The sequence below is a fragment of the Enterobacter sp. 18A13 genome, assembly GCF_007035975.1.
Taxonomy (GTDB): Bacteria; Pseudomonadota; Gammaproteobacteria; order Enterobacterales; family Enterobacteriaceae; genus Enterobacter; species Enterobacter vonholyi.
Window position 1 is genome coordinate 3,946,464 of record NZ_AP019634.1, and the last position, 15,263, is coordinate 3,961,726.

Consider the following 15,263-nt stretch of genomic DNA (forward strand, 5'->3'; position numbering starts at 1 on the left):
GAAAATTTCATCAATAAGAAAGGAGACATCATGTCCTGGCACCCTTACCCCGGCCGCTATGAGAATATGCAATACCGTTATTGCGGCAAAAGTGGCCTGCGCCTGCCCGCGCTGTCGCTGGGACTGTGGCATAGCTTCGGCCACGTCCAGCCTCTTGATGCCCAACGCGCGCTGCTGCGAAAAGCCTTCGACCTCGGCATCACTCATTTCGATCTTGCCAATAACTACGGACCACCGCCGGGTAGCGCGGAAGAAAATTTCGGCCGCCTGCTGCGGGAAGATTTTGCCGCATACCGCGACGAACTGATTATCTCCACCAAGGCGGGTTATGACATGTGGCCTGGGCCTTACGGTTCCGGCGGTTCACGCAAATATCTGCTCGCCAGCCTCGACCAGAGCCTGAAGCGTCTGGGCGTCGAGTACGTCGATATTTTCTACTCCCACCGCGTGGATGAAAACACCCCGATGGAAGAGACGGCATCCGCGCTGGCCCATGCCGTGCAGAGCGGAAAAGCGCTGTATGTGGGGATTTCCTCCTACTCGACAGATCGCACACAAAAAATGGCCGAGCTGCTGCGCGAGTGGAAGATCCCCCTGCTGATCCATCAGCCGTCCTATAACCTGCTTAACCGCTGGGTCGATAAGACCGGCTTGCTGGATGCGCTGGAAGCAAACGGTACGGGCTGTATTGCCTTCACCCCGCTGGCGCAGGGGCTGCTGACCGGGAAATACCTGAACGGTATCCCTGAAGGATCACGCATGCAGCGCGAAGGGAATAAAGTGCGCGGCCTGACGCAAAAGATGCTCACCGACGCCAACCTGAGCAGCCTTCGCCTGCTGAATGAGATGGCGCAGGCGCGCGGACAAACCATGGCGCAGATGGCGTTGAGCTGGCTGCTGAAAGATGCGCGCGTGACGTCCGTGCTGATTGGCGCAAGCCGCCCGGAACAGCTGGAAGAGAATGTACAGGCGCTGGAAAACCTGCGCTTTACGGAGGACGAACTCAAGCGGATTGACCAGCATGTTGCGGATGGGGAGTTGAATCTGTGGCAGGCGTCGTCTGATAAATAATGCCGCACCGAGCAGTCCCCTCTCCCCTTTGGGGAGAGGGTTAGGGTGAGGGGTAAGGCGTACTTTACTTCTTACTGATCTTATCCAGATACCCCATCACAAACGCAGACAGCACAAACGTCAGATGGATAATGACGTACCACATCAGTTTGTTATCCGGCACGTTCTTCGCGTCCATAAATACGCGTAGCAGGTGGATAGAAGAGATCGCCACAATCGACGCGGCCACTTTATTCTTCAGCGACGAGGCATCCATTTTGCCCAGCCAGCTGAGCTTCTCTTTACGCTCGTCGATATCAAGCTGGGAGACGAAATTCTCGTAGCCGGAGAACATCACCATCACCAGCAGCCCACCCACCAGGGTCATATCCACCAGCGAGAGCAGAACCAGAATCAAATCCGCTTCGGCAATGGAAAAGATATTCGGCAGAACGTGCAGGATTTCCTGAAAGAACTTAATCGTCAGCGCGATAAGCGCCAGCGAAAGGCCAAAATAGACGGGGGCCAGTATCCAGCGAGAGGCGTACATGGCATTTTCAAAAAAGCGTTCCATAGAGTCCTGTTTGCAAAAGAAACCAGCGCCCAGTATATCTCAACGGCGCTGACTGTTTGCAATAACTCAACGGTACGTCACTCAGACGTTGTCTGGATTAACTTCCGGACGTGCGTACTCCGGCCAGACAAGCGCCACCAGTTCAGGATAGGCTTCCAGACTGAACTCGCGAAAACACTGCCGCAAATTCAATACGTCCAGATCGGAATAAGATACCTTTTCTCCGTTAAGACAGCGCTTTTTGATATTGTCATAATATTTATAGACTGCTGAATTCAGATCGCTACAGCGACGCTGCGCCTCAAACAGTCCGGGCGTGTCATTAATTTCCGACATTTTCATGCGCTTAATTGTCGCATGTAAAAAGTCGATATATTCGTGGTTCACCCGCCAGTACCAGACAGGCGTAACGGAGTTCATCAATACAGAGAAATGGTCTTCACCTTCCTCTTTTGTCATCAGTTCAGGTTGTGGGGGCTCACTGGCGTCTTTCGACACTTTCGTTTTATTGAACTCTTGCATCAATAAAAGCACACCAGCGGTCAATAATAGTAATGTGATGACCGTAAAAAAGATGCTGTTCATGGGTAGGCTCCATTTTTTTTGATTTTAAATTTGCCTCATGATATTGTCAACGAATCTCACGCCTTTACCAACCCCACCCTGTTGAAATTAAAGGAAATTAAAAATGCTGCCCGACTATCTCGTCCCGGCTAAGTACCACATTACGCCTGTGGAACAGCAACCGACGGAAGCAGAAAAAGAGGCCAGTTTCACTCAGGGGAAAAGAAAGCTCTCTGATTTCGAGCCCGATATATTAATTGGTGTTTCCCGAACTGGCAAATCGCGAAATATGTTGCTGGAAGAGCACGATCGTCATATAAAAGACCGCTTATTTCGCGCTATAAAAATTGAAGCCTTTGTCCACCTGCTGAATGACCTGCAGGCCGAGGGAGAAATAGATGCCCAGAAACTAAGTCAAATAATAGCCGAGAAAACCGAAGAAATTAATGAAGCGGGCAATGAAATTTGGCTTAATTTAATTACGCGCGAAAAAAACAACCCAATTTTTTATAGCCTGGGGGAAGATTAACGTGAAAGAAGTTAAAAATAACGACGTTTATTTGACTTTAGATGATAAAAAAAGTGATGAATTTATCTTAAAGCAAAATCTCGACGCACTACGAAACACAAAAAATGACGAGATGACGCGCATTACACAAGACCTGGTATCGATCCCGGCGACGCTGGTGCGGCTTAAATGGCAGAATCGCCGTGAAATTTATCCGCTGCAGGTCAAAGAAGAAATTTACGGTGCCGTGATGAATGCCATCATTGAACAGCGGCCAGAGCTGAAAGAGAAGCTTCTGGGGCGCCTCGAGGCCAATTATCAGTATCTGCTCGCCAGAGAAATCGCCACCCTGCGTCTGACGCGCAAGCTGTCAGACGGTGAGTACCGTACCTCAAACGTCACCTGCGTTGCGCTTGATGAGGACGCGCTGGCAAATCCTTCTGCCGCACCAACGAATAACAAAAGCGCATAACCGACAGGCATAAAAAAAGCCGGCTTTCGCCAGCTTCTTTATCACTTCGAGGCCGCCTTTTCTTCGCCGACCAGTCCAATCTTCAGGTAACCCGCCTGATGCAGCGTGTCCATTACCTTCATCATGGTTTCATAATCAACGGTTTTATCCGCACGGAAGAAGACCGTAGTGTCTTTCTTTCCGCCCGTAAGCTGCTCCAGCGCCGGGATGACTGAGTCGGCCGTCACCGGGTCGTTCCCGAGGAACATGGATTTATCCGCTTTCACCGACAGGTAAATAGGCTTCTCCGGGCGCGGCTGGGGCTGGCTGGAAGATGCCGGCAGATTCACCTTCACATCCACCGTCGCCAGCGGTGCAGCTACCATGAAGATAATCAGCAGAACCAGCATGACGTCGATAAACGGCGTCACGTTGATTTCATGCATTTCGCCGTTATCGTCCAGATTTTCGTTTAGACGCATCGCCATACTATTAACCTGCGCGCAGTTTAGACGCCGCATGCACCGGCTTAACCGAGCTGGCATTCAGATCGAGATCGCGACTTTGCAGCAGCAGAACCTGCGCGGCAACGTCTCCAAGAGTCGCTTTATAGCTGCCAATCATACGCGCGAAGATATTATAGATGACCACCGCCGGGATAGCGGCAACCAGACCGATTGCTGTCGCCAGCAGCGCTTCTGCGATACCCGGCGCCACGACCGCCAGGTTGGTAGTTTGGGTCTGCGCGATACCGATAAAGCTATTCATGATGCCCCAGACCGTGCCGAAAAGACCGATGAACGGTGAGATCGCGCCGATGGTAGCCAGATAACCATTGCCGCGCCCCATGTGTCGGCCAACGGCCGCAACGCGGCGCTCCAGGCGGAAACCGGTACGCTCTTTGATGCCTTCGTTATCTTCACTGCCTGCGGAGAGTTCCAGCTCGTTCTGCGCTTCATTCACGAGCAGGGTAGTCAGGCTTTTCGCGTGGAAAGATGAGGTCATATCTGAAGCCTGATCCAGAGAGCGGGCTTCAGCCAGCTGCTGCTGTTCCCGCTTCAGGCGACGCTTCTGCGAAAGCAACTCGGCACTTTTGCTGAAGAAGATAGCCCAGGTGACAACGGACGCCAGAATCAGGCCGATCATCACAATCTTAACCACGATGTCAGCATGCTGATACATGCCCCAAACGGAGAGATCCGTCTGCATCAAATTATTACCCACTCTGTATCTCCAGGACGCAAATCACAAAATCTGAGCGTAATAATATCAAAACGTCGTCGAATTGATAGTAGTTCTCATTAGTATTTGCATGGTGCCGTAATTTTCGCTCACTTTCCTTGCGCTTACGCAGTAAAAATTTCTTATGCGGTTTTTTGCTAATATTTTCTGCTTATTCGATAAGCCTCGGGGTGCAGTTTTTTCCAATCGTGGTAGTCTGGACGTCCAGACGTATAAAAACAGGGTTAGCGAACATGACAAAGAAGCATCTTGATACCACGCTGGTACAGGCAGGACGCAGCAAAAAATATACTCAGGGATCGGTCAACAGCGTGATTCAACGAGCCTCCTCGCTGGTGTTTGACACCGTTGAGGAGAAAAAAAACGCCACGCGTAACCGCGCGAAAGGCGGGCTGTTTTATGGCCGTCGCGGCACGCTAACCCATTTTTCTCTGCAGGAAGCGATGTGCGAGCTGGAAGGCGGCGCGGGCTGTGCGCTCTTCCCGTGCGGGGCGGCGGCGGTCGCCAACACCATTCTGGCGTTTGTGGAACAGGGCGACCATATCCTGATGACCAACACCGCCTATGAACCCAGCCAGGACTTCTGCACCAAAATCCTCAGCAAGCTCGGGGTAACGACCGGCTGGTTCGACCCGCTGATTGGTGAAGGCATTGCCGAACTTATTCAGCCAAACACGCGCATTGTGTTCCTGGAATCTCCGGGGTCGCTCACCATGGAAGTTCACGACGTGCCGGCTATCGTGAAGGCCGTACGCAACAAAGCGCCAGAGGCGATCGTTATGATCGACAACACCTGGGCGGCAGGCGTGCTGTTCAAAGCGCTGGAATTCGACATTGATATTTCGATTCAGGCGGCAACGAAATACCTGATAGGCCACTCTGACGGTATGATTGGTACTGCGGTCTCCAACGCGCGCTGCTGGGATCAGCTGCGTGAAAATGCCTACCTGATGGGCCAGATGGTGGATGCCGACACGGCCTACATGACCAGCCGCGGTATCCGCACGCTGGGCGTTCGTCTGCGTCAGCACCATGAAAGCAGCCTGAAGGTCGCCGAATGGCTGGCGCAGCATACGCTGGTTGAGCGCGTGAATCATCCCGCATTACCGGGTAGTAAAGGCCATGAGTTCTGGCAACGTGACTTTACGGGCAGCAGCGGGTTGTTCTCATTCGTACTGAAAAAGCGGCTGAATAACGACGAGCTGGCGAGCTATCTGGATAATTTTACCCTTTTCAGCATGGCCTACTCCTGGGGCGGTTTTGAATCCCTGATCCTGGCTAACCAGCCGGAACAGATCGCGGCCCTTCGCCCCGGGGGTGAAGTAGACTTCAGCGGTACCCTGATACGACTGCATATCGGTTTAGAAAATGTTGACGATCTGATTGCCGATTTAGCAGCAGGGTTCGAGCGTATCGTGTAGAGTGCTGGCTGAAAATGTACTCTCTGGACGCTTTTGTGGACACGGCAATGAGAAAAGTCTGCATGAGTTGCGCCCGGGATCAAACCCGACGGGCGAATAAGGGAGTACAATAGCGCTATATCTGCTGTTCCACAGGAAAGTCCATGGCTGTTATTCAAGATATTATCGCGGCGCTCTGGCACCACGATTTTGCCGCGCTGGCGGATCCTCACGTCGTCGGTATCGTCTATTTCGTGATGTTCGCAACTCTGTTTCTGGAAAATGGATTACTGCCAGCCTCGTTTTTACCCGGTGATAGCCTGCTTTTACTTGCCGGGGCGTTAATCGGGAAAGGCGTCATGGACTTCACGCCAACGATGGTTATTCTCACCTCCGCAGCCAGCCTGGGCTGCTGGCTGAGCTATCTTCAGGGCCGCTGGCTCGGGAATACCCGCGTCGTAAAAGGCTGGCTGGCGCAGTTACCGCATAAATATCATCAGCGTGCGACCTGCATGTTCGATCGCCACGGCCTGCTGGCATTGCTGGCGGGGCGTTTCCTGGCGTTTGTTCGCACCCTTCTGCCGACGATGGCGGGCATTTCCGGTCTGTCGAACCGCCGCTTCCAGTTCTTCAACTGGCTGAGCGCCCTGCTGTGGGTGGGTGTAGTCACCACGCTTGGCTATGCGCTGAATATGATCCCCTTCGTGAAACACCACGAAGATCAGGTGATGACCTTCCTGATGGTGCTGCCGATGTTCCTGCTGGTGGCGGGTCTGGTGGGAACCATCGCGGTGGTGATTAAGAAGAAGTACTGCAGCGCATAATTCAACAAAGCCGGGTGGCGCTGTCGCTTACCCGGCCTGTGTTTCCCCTCAGGCTCCCTGCATCGTTCTGATACGTGACGCATCCTCTCCCGGCGTGACGCCGAAATAGCGCTTAAACTCCCGACTGAACTGCGACGCACTTTCATAGCCCACCCGCATCGCCGCCGCGCTGGCCTTCATGCCGTCGTGGATCATCAGCATCCGCGCCTTATGCAGCCGGTAGGTTTTGAGGTACTGCAGCGGAGAGGTGCTGGTCACCGACTTAAAGTTATGGTGAAACGCCGAGACGCTCATATTGGCTTCCGCCGCCAACTGGTCGACGCTGAGGTTTTCCGTGTACTGGCTTTCGATACGCTTGAGCACGCGGCTTATCAGGCTGAAGTGGGTCTGTCGGCTCACCAGAGCGAGTAACGCGCCGCCGCCCGGGCCCAGCAGCACGTGGTACAGAATTTCGCGGACGATCTGCTTGCCCAGAATACGCGCGTCCAGCGGCCTCTCCATCACGTCCAGCAGACGCTCAATGGCGCAGAGGATCTCTTCAGACAGCGTCGCCGAGTTAATCCCGCTCGAGGCCATCGAAGGCTGGAAGAGTTCATCTTCGCCAATCTCCATCAGCAGCTCCTGCAGCTGGAGGATGTCGACATTGACGCGGATCCCCGCCAGCGGAACCGCCTCTGTCGCGAAGGTTTCACATTCAAAGGGTAAAGGTACCGTCAGGAGAAGATATTCATTGGTGTCGTAGCGGAACACGCGCTCGTTGATATAGCCAATTTTATGGCCTGAAAAGAGAAAAACGATGCCCGGCTGGTACATGACCGGCGTGCGCGTCCCCGGCTGCGTGCCATAGAGCAGGCGAATATCCGGCAGCAGATCGCTGGCACGATTATCATTATCTATCAATTTCTTAATCTTCACAGTGAGCTGCTGGCAGATAGCCTCACGGTTCATCTTGCGTTACTCCGGGTACGGTTTTCGACGCTAACAGTGTGCGTCGTTTTCCGCGCTTTCTCCAGCGCTTTGTAGAAATGGGCAAGACATCGGCAGGAATGTGCATTGAGGGGATAGCCCCGGACGGCCACAATGTGCAGCATCAGGTCGCCCTCTGCGCACCACGGTTTTTCACCCACTAAAGGGAACGAGCAATGAACAACTTTAATCTTCACACCCCAACCCGCATTCTGTTTGGTAAAGACGCTATCGCTGACCTGCGCGCGCAGATCCCTGCTGACGCCCGCGTACTGATCACCTACGGTGGCGGCAGCGTGAAAAAAACCGGCGTACTGGATCAGGTTTATAGCGCGCTGGACGGTCTGGACGTGCGTGAGTTCGGCGGTATCGAACCAAACCCGTCTTACGAAACGCTGATGAACGCGGTGAAAATCGCCCGCGAAGAAAACGTCACCTTCCTGCTGGCCGTCGGCGGCGGCTCGGTACTGGACGGCACCAAATTCATCGCTGCGGCAGCGCACTACGCTGACGGCATCGATCCGTGGCACATTCTGGAAACCCGCGGCAGCGACATTAAAAGCGCCATCCCGATGGGCTCCGTGCTGACCCTGCCAGCCACCGGTTCTGAATCCAACAAGGGCGCGGTGATCTCCCGTAAAACCACCGGTGACAAGCAGGCCTTCATGAACGAACACGTTCAGCCTGTGTTCGCTATCCTGGACCCGGTTTACACCTACACCCTGCCTGCGCGTCAGGTGGCGAACGGCGTGGTCGATGCCTTTGTTCATACCGTTGAGCAGTACGTCACGTACCCGGTGAATGCCAAAATTCAGGATCGCTTCGCGGAAGGCATTCTTCTGACGCTGATTGAAGAAGGTCCGAAAGCGCTGAAAGAGCCTGAAAACTACCACGTTCGTGCCAACGTGATGTGGGCCGCCACACAGGCGCTGAATGGCCTGATCGGCGCTGGCGTGCCGCAGGACTGGGCGACCCACATGCTGGGCCACGAGCTGACGGCGATGCACGGTCTGGATCATGCTCAGACGCTGGCCGTTGTGCTGCCTGCGCTGTGGAATGAAAAACGTGATACCAAACGCGCCAAACTGCTGCAGTACGCTGAGCGCTTGTGGAACATCACCGAGGGTTCTGACGACGCGCGCATTGATGCCGCCATCGAAGCGACCCGCAGCTTCTTTGAAGGTCTGGGCGTGCCGACGCGTCTGTCCGGCTACGGGCTGGACGGCAGCTCCATCCCTGCCCTGCTGGCGAAACTCGAAGAGCACGGCATGACCCATCTGGGCGAGCACGGCGACATCACCCTGGACGTCAGCCGTCGTATTTACGAGGCGGCACGCTAAGCGTTTTTGTCCCCCCGACTTTCGTTTTTTGACATTTCGTCCAGACTTAATGCACACCCCATCGCCGGAGTCTCCCTCCGGCGATGCGCACCTGAAGGAGGAAAAATGGCAAACCAAACCGTAATCAAGCTGCAGGACGGCAACGTGATGCCCCAGCTGGGGCTAGGTGTATGGAAAGCCGGTAACGACGAGGTCGTCTCCGCCATTCATAAAGCCCTGGAAGTCGGCTATCGGTCGATTGACACCGCCGCCGCGTACAAAAACGAGGACGGCGTGGGGACCGCACTGGCCAGCGCCGGTGTCCCCCGCGATGAGTTATTCATCACCACGAAACTGTGGAATGACGATCAAAAGCGTCCCCGCGAGGCCCTGCAGGAGAGCCTGGAGAAGCTCCAGCTCGACTTCGTCGATCTTTATCTGATGCACTGGCCGGTCCCGGCTATCGACCATTACGTTGATGCCTGGAAAGGAATGATTGAACTGCAGAAAGAGGGGCTGGTGAAAAGTATCGGCGTCTGCAACTTCCAGGTTCATCACCTGCAGCGGCTGATTGACGAGACGGGCGTCGCGCCTGTCATTAACCAGATCGAACTGCACCCGCTGCTGCAGCAGCGTCAGCTTCACGCCTGGAACGCCACGCATAAAATCCAGACCGAGTCCTGGAGCCCGCTGGCACAGGGTGGCGAAGGCGTGTTCGATCAGAAAATTATTCGCGACCTGGCGGATAAATACGGCAAAACCCCGGCGCAGATCGTCATTCGCTGGCATCTGGACAACGGCCTGGTGGTGATCCCGAAATCGGTCACGCCATCGCGCATCGCCGAGAACTTCGACGTCTGGGATTTCCGTCTGGACAAAGATGAGCTGGGGGAAATTGCGAAGCTGGATAAGGGCAAGCGGCTTGGGCCGGACCCGGATCAGTTTGGCGGGTAATTGCGTAAAAAAGCCGGGTGGCGGCTTCGCCTTACCCGGCCTGCGTGTCGACATAAAAACTCCGGCTTGCCGGGGTTTTTTATTTACGCTTTGCGCTTCACGGGCTTCTTAACACTCGAATTACCATTCGAACGCTGATGCACAATCGGCGTGTGCTTGGTCAGCGCCGGGCGCGTATTGCGGTTCTGGCGACGCGCTTCGCGCATCTCATCCAGCGTCGGGGCCGGTACCAGGCAGTCGCGGCGCGAGCCGATCAGGTGTTTTTTACCCATCTCTTCCAGCGCCTGGCGGATCAGCGGCCAGTTTTTCGGATCGTGGTAACGCAGCAGCGCCTTGTGCAGACGACGCTGTTTATCCCCTTTCGGCACCACCACCTCTTCACTCTTGTAGCCAATCTTACTCAGCGGGTTCTTGCCGGTGTAATACATGGTCGTCGAGTTGGCGAGCGGTGACGGATAGAAGTTCTGCACCTGATCCAGGCGGAAGCGGCGCTGCTTCAGCCACAACGCCAGGTTCACCATGTCCTCATCACGCGTGCCCGGGTGCGCAGAGATGAAGTACGGGATCAGATACTGCTCTTTGCCCGCCTGCTTCGAGTAGGTGTCGAACAGCTCTTTAAAGCGATCGTAGCTACCCATGCCCGGCTTCATCATCTTCGACAGCGGGCCTTCTTCGGTGTGCTCCGGCGCAATCTTCAGGTAGCCACCGACGTGGTGCGTCGCCAGCTCTTTGATGTAGCGCGGATCTTCCACGGCGATGTCGTAACGTACCCCGGACGCGATCAGGATCTTTTTGATGCCCTTCAGGTCGCGCGCGCGGCGGTAGAGGTTGATCGTCGGCTCATGGTTAGTGTCCATGTGCTCGCAAATGCTTGGATAGACGCAGGAGAGGCGACGACAGGTTTGCTCTGCGCGCGGCGACTTGCAGCGCAGCATGTACATGTTCGCGGTTGGACCGCCGAGGTCGGAAATCACGCCGGTAAATCCAGGTACCGAGTCGCGAATCGCTTCGATCTCATTGATGATCGAATCTTCAGAGCGGCTCTGAATAATGCGCCCTTCGTGCTCGGTAATCGAGCAGAAGGAACAGCCGCCGAAGCAGCCGCGCATGATGTTGATCGAGAAGCGGATCATCTCATACGCCGGGATACGGGCGTTGCCGTACGCCGGGTGCGGCACGCGCTTGTACGGCAGCGCAAAAACGCTGTCCATCTCTTCGGTGGAAAGCGGGATCGCCGGCGGGTTGATCCAGATAAAGCGCTCGCCGTGCTTCTGCATCAACGCGCGGGCGCAGCCAGGGTTGGTTTCATGGTGCAAAATACGGGACGCGTGCGCGTAGAGCACCTTGTCGGCTTTCACCTTCTCATAGGAGGGCAGCAGCACGTAGGTCTTTTCCCACGGCTTCGGGCGCGGAGGCTGCACGACGATAGCCTTCGCTTCCGCTTTTTTCGGCTCAACCGGCTTGTTATCGGCACACGGCAGATCTTCGCCGTACGGATGTGGGATCGGGTCGATTTTACCCGGCATATCAATGATGCGGGAATCCACTCCGCGCCAGCCCGGCAGCGCCTCTTTCACCATGATGGCGGTATTGCGCACGTCGCGGATGCTGCTCACCGGCTCGCCCTGCGACAGACGGTGCGCCACTTCCACCAGCGGACGCTCGCCGTTTCCGTAAATCAGCATGTCGGCTTTGGAATCCACCAGCACCGAGCGGCGCACGGTATCAGACCAGTAATCGTAGTGCGCGGTACGGCGCAGGCTCGCCTCGATGCCGCCCAGGATCACCGGCACGTCTTTCCAGGCTTCTTTGCAGCGCTGGGTATAGACGAGGGTTGCGCGGTCCGGGCGTTTACCCGCCACGTTTTCCGGCGTGTAGGCGTCGTCATGACGAAGCTTACGGTCGGCGGTATAGCGGTTGATCATCGAGTCCATGTTGCCTGCAGTCACACCGAAGAACAGGTTCGGTTTACCCAGACGCATAAAGTCGTCTTTGCTGTTCCAGTCAGGCTGGGAGATGATCCCCACGCGGAAGCCCTGCGCCTCAAGCATACGTCCACAGATGGCCATGCCGAAGCTCGGGTGGTCAACGTAGGCATCGCCCGTGACCAGAATGATGTCGCAGCTGTCCCAGCCCAGTTGGTCCATCTCTTTCCGGGACATCGGCAGGAATGGCGCCGGTCCAAAGCAGGCCGCCCAGTACTGGGGCCAGGAGAAGAGGTCACGATCCGGCTGGATCAGGGAAATTGCGCTCATAATGCTTCCGAAGAAAAAATAAACAAAAGGAGCGGGATTATACGCTGTTCATCCGCCGGATTTGAAGAAAAGGATGCAGGAAGCAGGCAGATATTCACGGAACTCGTTAAAATACAGCACCCTGATAATTTTGGATCATAATATTCACTATATTTTCCGGTGATTTGCCCCGGAATGCGTGCTTGTGCGGAGCTCTGCTGTGAAGCCCAACGATTCGTTACATGTCTCCCAACTGCGGGTTGTCCTTCACCTCTGCGGTTTTCTGGTTCTGCTGTACAGCCTTTCTATGCTGCCGCCGATGGTTATCGCCCTGCTGAATAAAGAGCGGACCTACTTTGCCTTTCTGACCACCTTTTTAACCTTTTTTACTCTCGGCGGGCTAACCTGGCGGGCAACCCGTCACGCGGGCATACAGCTGCGCACCCGCGACGGTTTCGTGATCATCGTGCTGTTCTGGCTGCTGTTTTCATTGATTAGCGCCATGCCGCTCTGGATGGATGACGGGCTACAGCTCTCTTTTGCCGACTCGCTCTTTGAAGGGGTTTCCGGGATCACCACCACCGGGGCAACGGTGATCGGGGACGTCAGCGCCCTGCCTAAATCGTACCTTTATTACCGCGCTCAGCTGAATTTCATTGGCGGGTTAGGCGTCATCGTGCTGGCCGTCGCGGTCCTGCCGCTGCTGGGCATTGGCGGCATGAAGCTCTATCAGTCAGAGATGCCGGGGCCGTTCAAGGAGGAGCGTCTGACTCCCCGCCTTGCCGATACCGCGCGCACGCTGTGGGTGACCTACTTCGCGCTGGGCGTGGCCTGCACCCTGGCCTACTGGCTGGCGGGAATGTCATTTTTTGACGCCCTCTGTCACGGGCTGTCGACCGTGTCGCTGGGCGGGTTCTCCACCCGCAGCGAGAGCATTGGGTTTTATGACAGCCACGCGATTGAGCTGGTCGCCGGGGCGTTTTCACTGCTCTCCGCGTTCAACTTCACCCTCTGGTACGTCGCCATTGTCAGACGCACCCTGAAACCGATTCGCCGCAGCCCGGAGGTTAAATTCTTTCTGAGCGCCGCCGCGGTGATTATTGTCATCACCGCATGGCAGGTCTGGCATGCCGGGATGTACAACGCTACGGATAGCCTGGTGCACGCCTTCTTCCTTGCCAGTTCGATGATGACCGATAACGGCCTTTCGACAGCCGACTATGCCCAGTGGCCTGCACACACCATCTTCCTGCTGTTGAGCGCCAGCTTTTTTGGCGGCTGCGTAGGCTCGACCTGCGGCGGGATCAAAGCGCTGCGTTTTCTCATTATGTTCAAGCAGAGTATTCAGGAGATGAACCAGCTGGCGCATCCGAGAGCGCTGCTGAGCATTAAGGTGGGCAAAAGCGTGGTGAATGAACGCGTCCTGCGCTCGGTCTGGAGCTTCTTTTTTCTCTACGTGATGATTACGGGCTTTTTTGTCTGGTCGCTCAATCTGATGGGCTACGACCTGTTTACTTCATTCGCAACGGTTGCCGCCTGCATCAACAACATGGGGCTGGGGTTTGGCGAGACGGCGTCGACGTTCGGCACGTTAACAGAGGGGGCAAAACTGCTGATGTGCGCGGCGATGATCTTAGGGCGTCTGGAAATTTATCCGGTGCTGATACTGTTCTCGCGCTTTTTCTGGCGGGCATAAAACATTCCCGGCGAACCGGGAATGTCAGGATTATGGGGCAGGGTTGATCAGCATCTGCCCTACGGACCCCCTGTCCATCATCTCCAGCGTCTGGCTGTGGAACAGGAACGGGAAGTGCGGCCACGAAGGCTGACCGTAGTAGACAAGCAGCTCAACCTGGCCGTCCACCCAGACGGTATCTTTCCAGCCGCGGTCTTCCGGGAACGGCATGGCACCGTTGACGTTGCGGATCAGGAATGCCACCCCTTCAATATGGAACGACTGCGGCATATCTGAACGCACCGTCCAGCGCTCCCAGGTACCCTGCTGCGCGGTAATGTCAATGCGGTTGACGTCCCACAGCGCGCCGTTGATGCCCGGGTCGTCGCCGAGGCTGATATCACGGCTGCGCACCGGCGAGCCGCTCATGATCTCCTGCGGCAGCAGGCGCATGGGCAGGCTATCGGTCACCAGCGGCAGCAGACCGGTTGGACGCAGGGTCAGCACCAGGGTCGAGACCAGAATGCTCGACGGTTCAAAGAACCCGCGAATACGGTCGACAATGCTGGCCGCTTCACCGCAGGTGACAGATACTTCATCCCCATTGGTCATATCAATGAGAACTTCGCGACGTTCGCCCGGCGAGAGCGCAAGCTGTTTGACGGACACCGGCGCCGGTAAAAAGCCCTGATCGCCGGAGATCACGTGCAGCGGACGGCCATCGCTCATTTGCAGCTGATAGCGGCGCGAGTTAGACGCGTTGAGCAGGCGCAGGCGCACCCAGCCGCGAGAAACTTCGACATACGGGCTCTGCGCGCCGTTAACCAGCAGCGTATCGCCGACGAAGCCACCGCTACCCGGCTCGCTGTATTCAGGCGTGCCGAAGTTATCCAGACGTTTGTCCTGGATGATAATCGGGAAGTCATCCACGCCGTAGTGATTCGGGATCGGCAGAGATTTGCTGACTTCATCTTCCACAAGCCACATGCCGGCCAGGCCGTTATAGACCTGCTGCGCCGTGCGGTTAGGCGTGTTGGCGTGATACCACAGGGTTGCCGCGCTCTGGCGAATCGGCAGAACGGGCGCCCAGTCTGCGCTGGGTGACATCATTCGCGCCGCGCCGCCAATCAGCGGGCCAGGCACCTGCAGGCCGCTGATGGTCATAGCGACATTTTCAGAGGTACGGTTACTGTAGATGAGCTTTACGTCATCGCCATTCCACACGCGTATTGTCGGCCCGAGGTAACGTCCGTTAATGCCCCAGACGGGCGCACGCGTCCCCTGGGTAAAGGACCAGTGGCTACGCTGCAGCGTCAGGAAAAGCGGCTGACCGCGACGGGATTCAATGAGTGGCGGTATAGGCAGCGGCTGTTGCTGCCCGGCGGCGCTGGCTGTCAGCGGCATCGCACCCGCACAAAGGGCGATCCCCGAAGCCTGAATAAACTGACGCCGACTGAGTGACATATAAGCTCCATCTGAAACGACTAACAACGCGGGAATTC

15 protein-coding genes are annotated in these 15,263 nt (G+C 56.0%); 8 read left to right on the plus strand and 7 right to left on the minus strand.

Annotated elements, in window-relative coordinates:
* Positions 1-30: 30 nt before the first annotated feature.
* Positions 31-1,071 (plus strand): aldo/keto reductase, encoded by a 1,041-nt coding sequence (locus FOY93_RS19015; protein ID WP_115876273.1) that lies wholly within the window; start codon positions 31-33, stop codon positions 1,069-1,071.
* Between the two features lie 64 nt (positions 1,072-1,135).
* Here the strand turns inward: FOY93_RS19015 and FOY93_RS19020 are convergent, their stop codons facing one another.
* Both FOY93_RS19020 and FOY93_RS19025 read right to left on the minus strand, forming a co-directional pair.
* Positions 1,136-1,624: a TIGR00645 family protein gene (locus FOY93_RS19020; protein WP_008499805.1), complete on the minus strand. Its 489-nt coding sequence runs from the start codon at positions 1,622-1,624 to the stop codon at positions 1,136-1,138.
* Between the two features lie 81 nt (positions 1,625-1,705).
* On the minus strand, positions 1,706-2,209 hold the full coding sequence (locus FOY93_RS19025) for an ESA_00282 family adhesion-associated protein (protein ID WP_111963268.1): 504 nt from the start codon (positions 2,207-2,209) through the stop codon (positions 1,706-1,708).
* Positions 2,210-2,312: 103 nt separating this feature from the next.
* Between FOY93_RS19025 and FOY93_RS19030 the strand changes: the two genes are divergently transcribed.
* Together FOY93_RS19030 and FOY93_RS19035 are read left to right on the plus strand one after the other, a co-directional pair.
* Entirely contained in the window at positions 2,313-2,717 is a 405-nt protein-coding gene (locus FOY93_RS19030) for a hypothetical protein (protein WP_032659974.1), read from the plus strand.
* Position 2,718: 1 nt separating this feature from the next.
* Entirely contained in the window at positions 2,719-3,168 is a 450-nt protein-coding gene (locus tag FOY93_RS19035) for a cytoplasmic protein (protein ID WP_143345546.1), read from the plus strand.
* Positions 3,169-3,209: 41 nt separating this feature from the next.
* On the opposite strand, the gene exbD is transcribed toward FOY93_RS19035, so the two are convergent.
* Positions 3,210-3,635: a TonB system transport protein ExbD gene (gene exbD, locus FOY93_RS19040; RefSeq protein ID WP_023309173.1), complete on the minus strand. Its 426-nt coding sequence runs from the start codon at positions 3,633-3,635 to the stop codon at positions 3,210-3,212.
* Between the two features lie 4 nt (positions 3,636-3,639).
* Entirely contained in the window at positions 3,640-4,371 is a 732-nt protein-coding gene (gene exbB, locus FOY93_RS19045; protein ID WP_023333405.1) for a tol-pal system-associated acyl-CoA thioesterase, read from the minus strand.
* Positions 4,372-4,622: 251 nt separating this feature from the next.
* Between exbB and metC the strand changes: the two genes are divergently transcribed.
* Positions 4,623-5,810, plus strand: a complete 1,188-nt coding sequence (gene metC, locus FOY93_RS19050) for a cystathionine beta-lyase (protein ID WP_143345548.1) — start codon at positions 4,623-4,625, stop codon at positions 5,808-5,810.
* Between the two features lie 143 nt (positions 5,811-5,953).
* The gene (yghB, locus tag FOY93_RS19055) at positions 5,954-6,613 is read left to right on the plus strand and encodes a DedA family general envelope maintenance protein YghB (protein ID WP_143345549.1); all 660 of its coding nucleotides are present in this window, start codon (positions 5,954-5,956) and stop codon (positions 6,611-6,613) included.
* Positions 6,614-6,661: 48 nt separating this feature from the next.
* Here the strand turns inward: yghB and FOY93_RS19060 are convergent, their stop codons facing one another.
* Complete coding sequence (locus tag FOY93_RS19060; RefSeq protein WP_143345550.1) at positions 6,662-7,561, minus strand: AraC family transcriptional regulator; 900 nt, start codon at positions 7,559-7,561, stop codon at positions 6,662-6,664.
* Positions 7,562-7,755: 194 nt separating this feature from the next.
* Between FOY93_RS19060 and yqhD the strand changes: the two genes are divergently transcribed.
* A complete protein-coding gene (gene yqhD / locus FOY93_RS19065) occupies positions 7,756-8,919 on the plus strand; it encodes an alcohol dehydrogenase (protein WP_143345552.1) in 1,164 nt (387 codons plus the stop codon).
* A gap of 105 nt (positions 8,920-9,024) precedes the next feature.
* Entirely contained in the window at positions 9,025-9,852 is an 828-nt protein-coding gene (gene dkgA, locus FOY93_RS19070) for a 2,5-didehydrogluconate reductase DkgA (protein ID WP_021242117.1), read from the plus strand.
* 83 nt (positions 9,853-9,935) lie between these two features.
* On the opposite strand, the gene FOY93_RS19075 is transcribed toward dkgA, so the two are convergent.
* The gene (locus FOY93_RS19075) at positions 9,936-12,107 is read right to left on the minus strand and encodes a YgiQ family radical SAM protein (protein ID WP_143345554.1); all 2,172 of its coding nucleotides are present in this window, start codon (positions 12,105-12,107) and stop codon (positions 9,936-9,938) included.
* Positions 12,108-12,306: 199 nt separating this feature from the next.
* Between FOY93_RS19075 and FOY93_RS19080 the strand changes: the two genes are divergently transcribed.
* Entirely contained in the window at positions 12,307-13,782 is a 1,476-nt protein-coding gene (locus FOY93_RS19080) for a TrkH family potassium uptake protein (RefSeq protein WP_111963275.1), read from the plus strand.
* Positions 13,783-13,812: 30 nt separating this feature from the next.
* Here FOY93_RS19080 and ftsP read toward each other — a convergent pair whose 3' ends face one another.
* Positions 13,813-15,225 (minus strand): cell division protein FtsP, encoded by a 1,413-nt coding sequence (ftsP, locus tag FOY93_RS19085; RefSeq protein ID WP_143345555.1) that lies wholly within the window; start codon positions 15,223-15,225, stop codon positions 13,813-13,815.
* Positions 15,226-15,263 lie beyond the last annotated feature (38 nt).

What these genes read in the sequence shown, in the direction of transcription:
- ftsP (WP_143345555.1), bottom strand. Translation starts at nt 15,225, where the DNA reads ATGTCACTCAGTCGGCGTCAGTTTATTCAGGCTTCGGGGATCGCCCTT.
- yqhD (WP_143345552.1), top strand. Translation starts at nt 7,756, where the DNA reads ATGAACAACTTTAATCTTCACACCCCAACCCGCATTCTGTTTGGTAAA.
- yghB (WP_143345549.1), top strand. Translation starts at nt 5,954, where the DNA reads ATGGCTGTTATTCAAGATATTATCGCGGCGCTCTGGCACCACGATTTT.
- FOY93_RS19015 (WP_115876273.1), top strand. Translation starts at nt 31, where the DNA reads ATGTCCTGGCACCCTTACCCCGGCCGCTATGAGAATATGCAATACCGT.
- dkgA (WP_021242117.1), top strand. Translation starts at nt 9,025, where the DNA reads ATGGCAAACCAAACCGTAATCAAGCTGCAGGACGGCAACGTGATGCCC.
- metC (WP_143345548.1), top strand. Translation starts at nt 4,623, where the DNA reads ATGACAAAGAAGCATCTTGATACCACGCTGGTACAGGCAGGACGCAGC.
- FOY93_RS19025 (WP_111963268.1), bottom strand. Translation starts at nt 2,209, where the DNA reads ATGAACAGCATCTTTTTTACGGTCATCACATTACTATTATTGACCGCT.
- FOY93_RS19020 (WP_008499805.1), bottom strand. Translation starts at nt 1,624, where the DNA reads ATGGAACGCTTTTTTGAAAATGCCATGTACGCCTCTCGCTGGATACTG.
- FOY93_RS19030 (WP_032659974.1), top strand. Translation starts at nt 2,313, where the DNA reads ATGCTGCCCGACTATCTCGTCCCGGCTAAGTACCACATTACGCCTGTG.
- FOY93_RS19060 (WP_143345550.1), bottom strand. Translation starts at nt 7,561, where the DNA reads ATGAACCGTGAGGCTATCTGCCAGCAGCTCACTGTGAAGATTAAGAAA.
- FOY93_RS19075 (WP_143345554.1), bottom strand. Translation starts at nt 12,107, where the DNA reads ATGAGCGCAATTTCCCTGATCCAGCCGGATCGTGACCTCTTCTCCTGG.
- exbD (WP_023309173.1), bottom strand. Translation starts at nt 3,635, where the DNA reads ATGGCGATGCGTCTAAACGAAAATCTGGACGATAACGGCGAAATGCAT.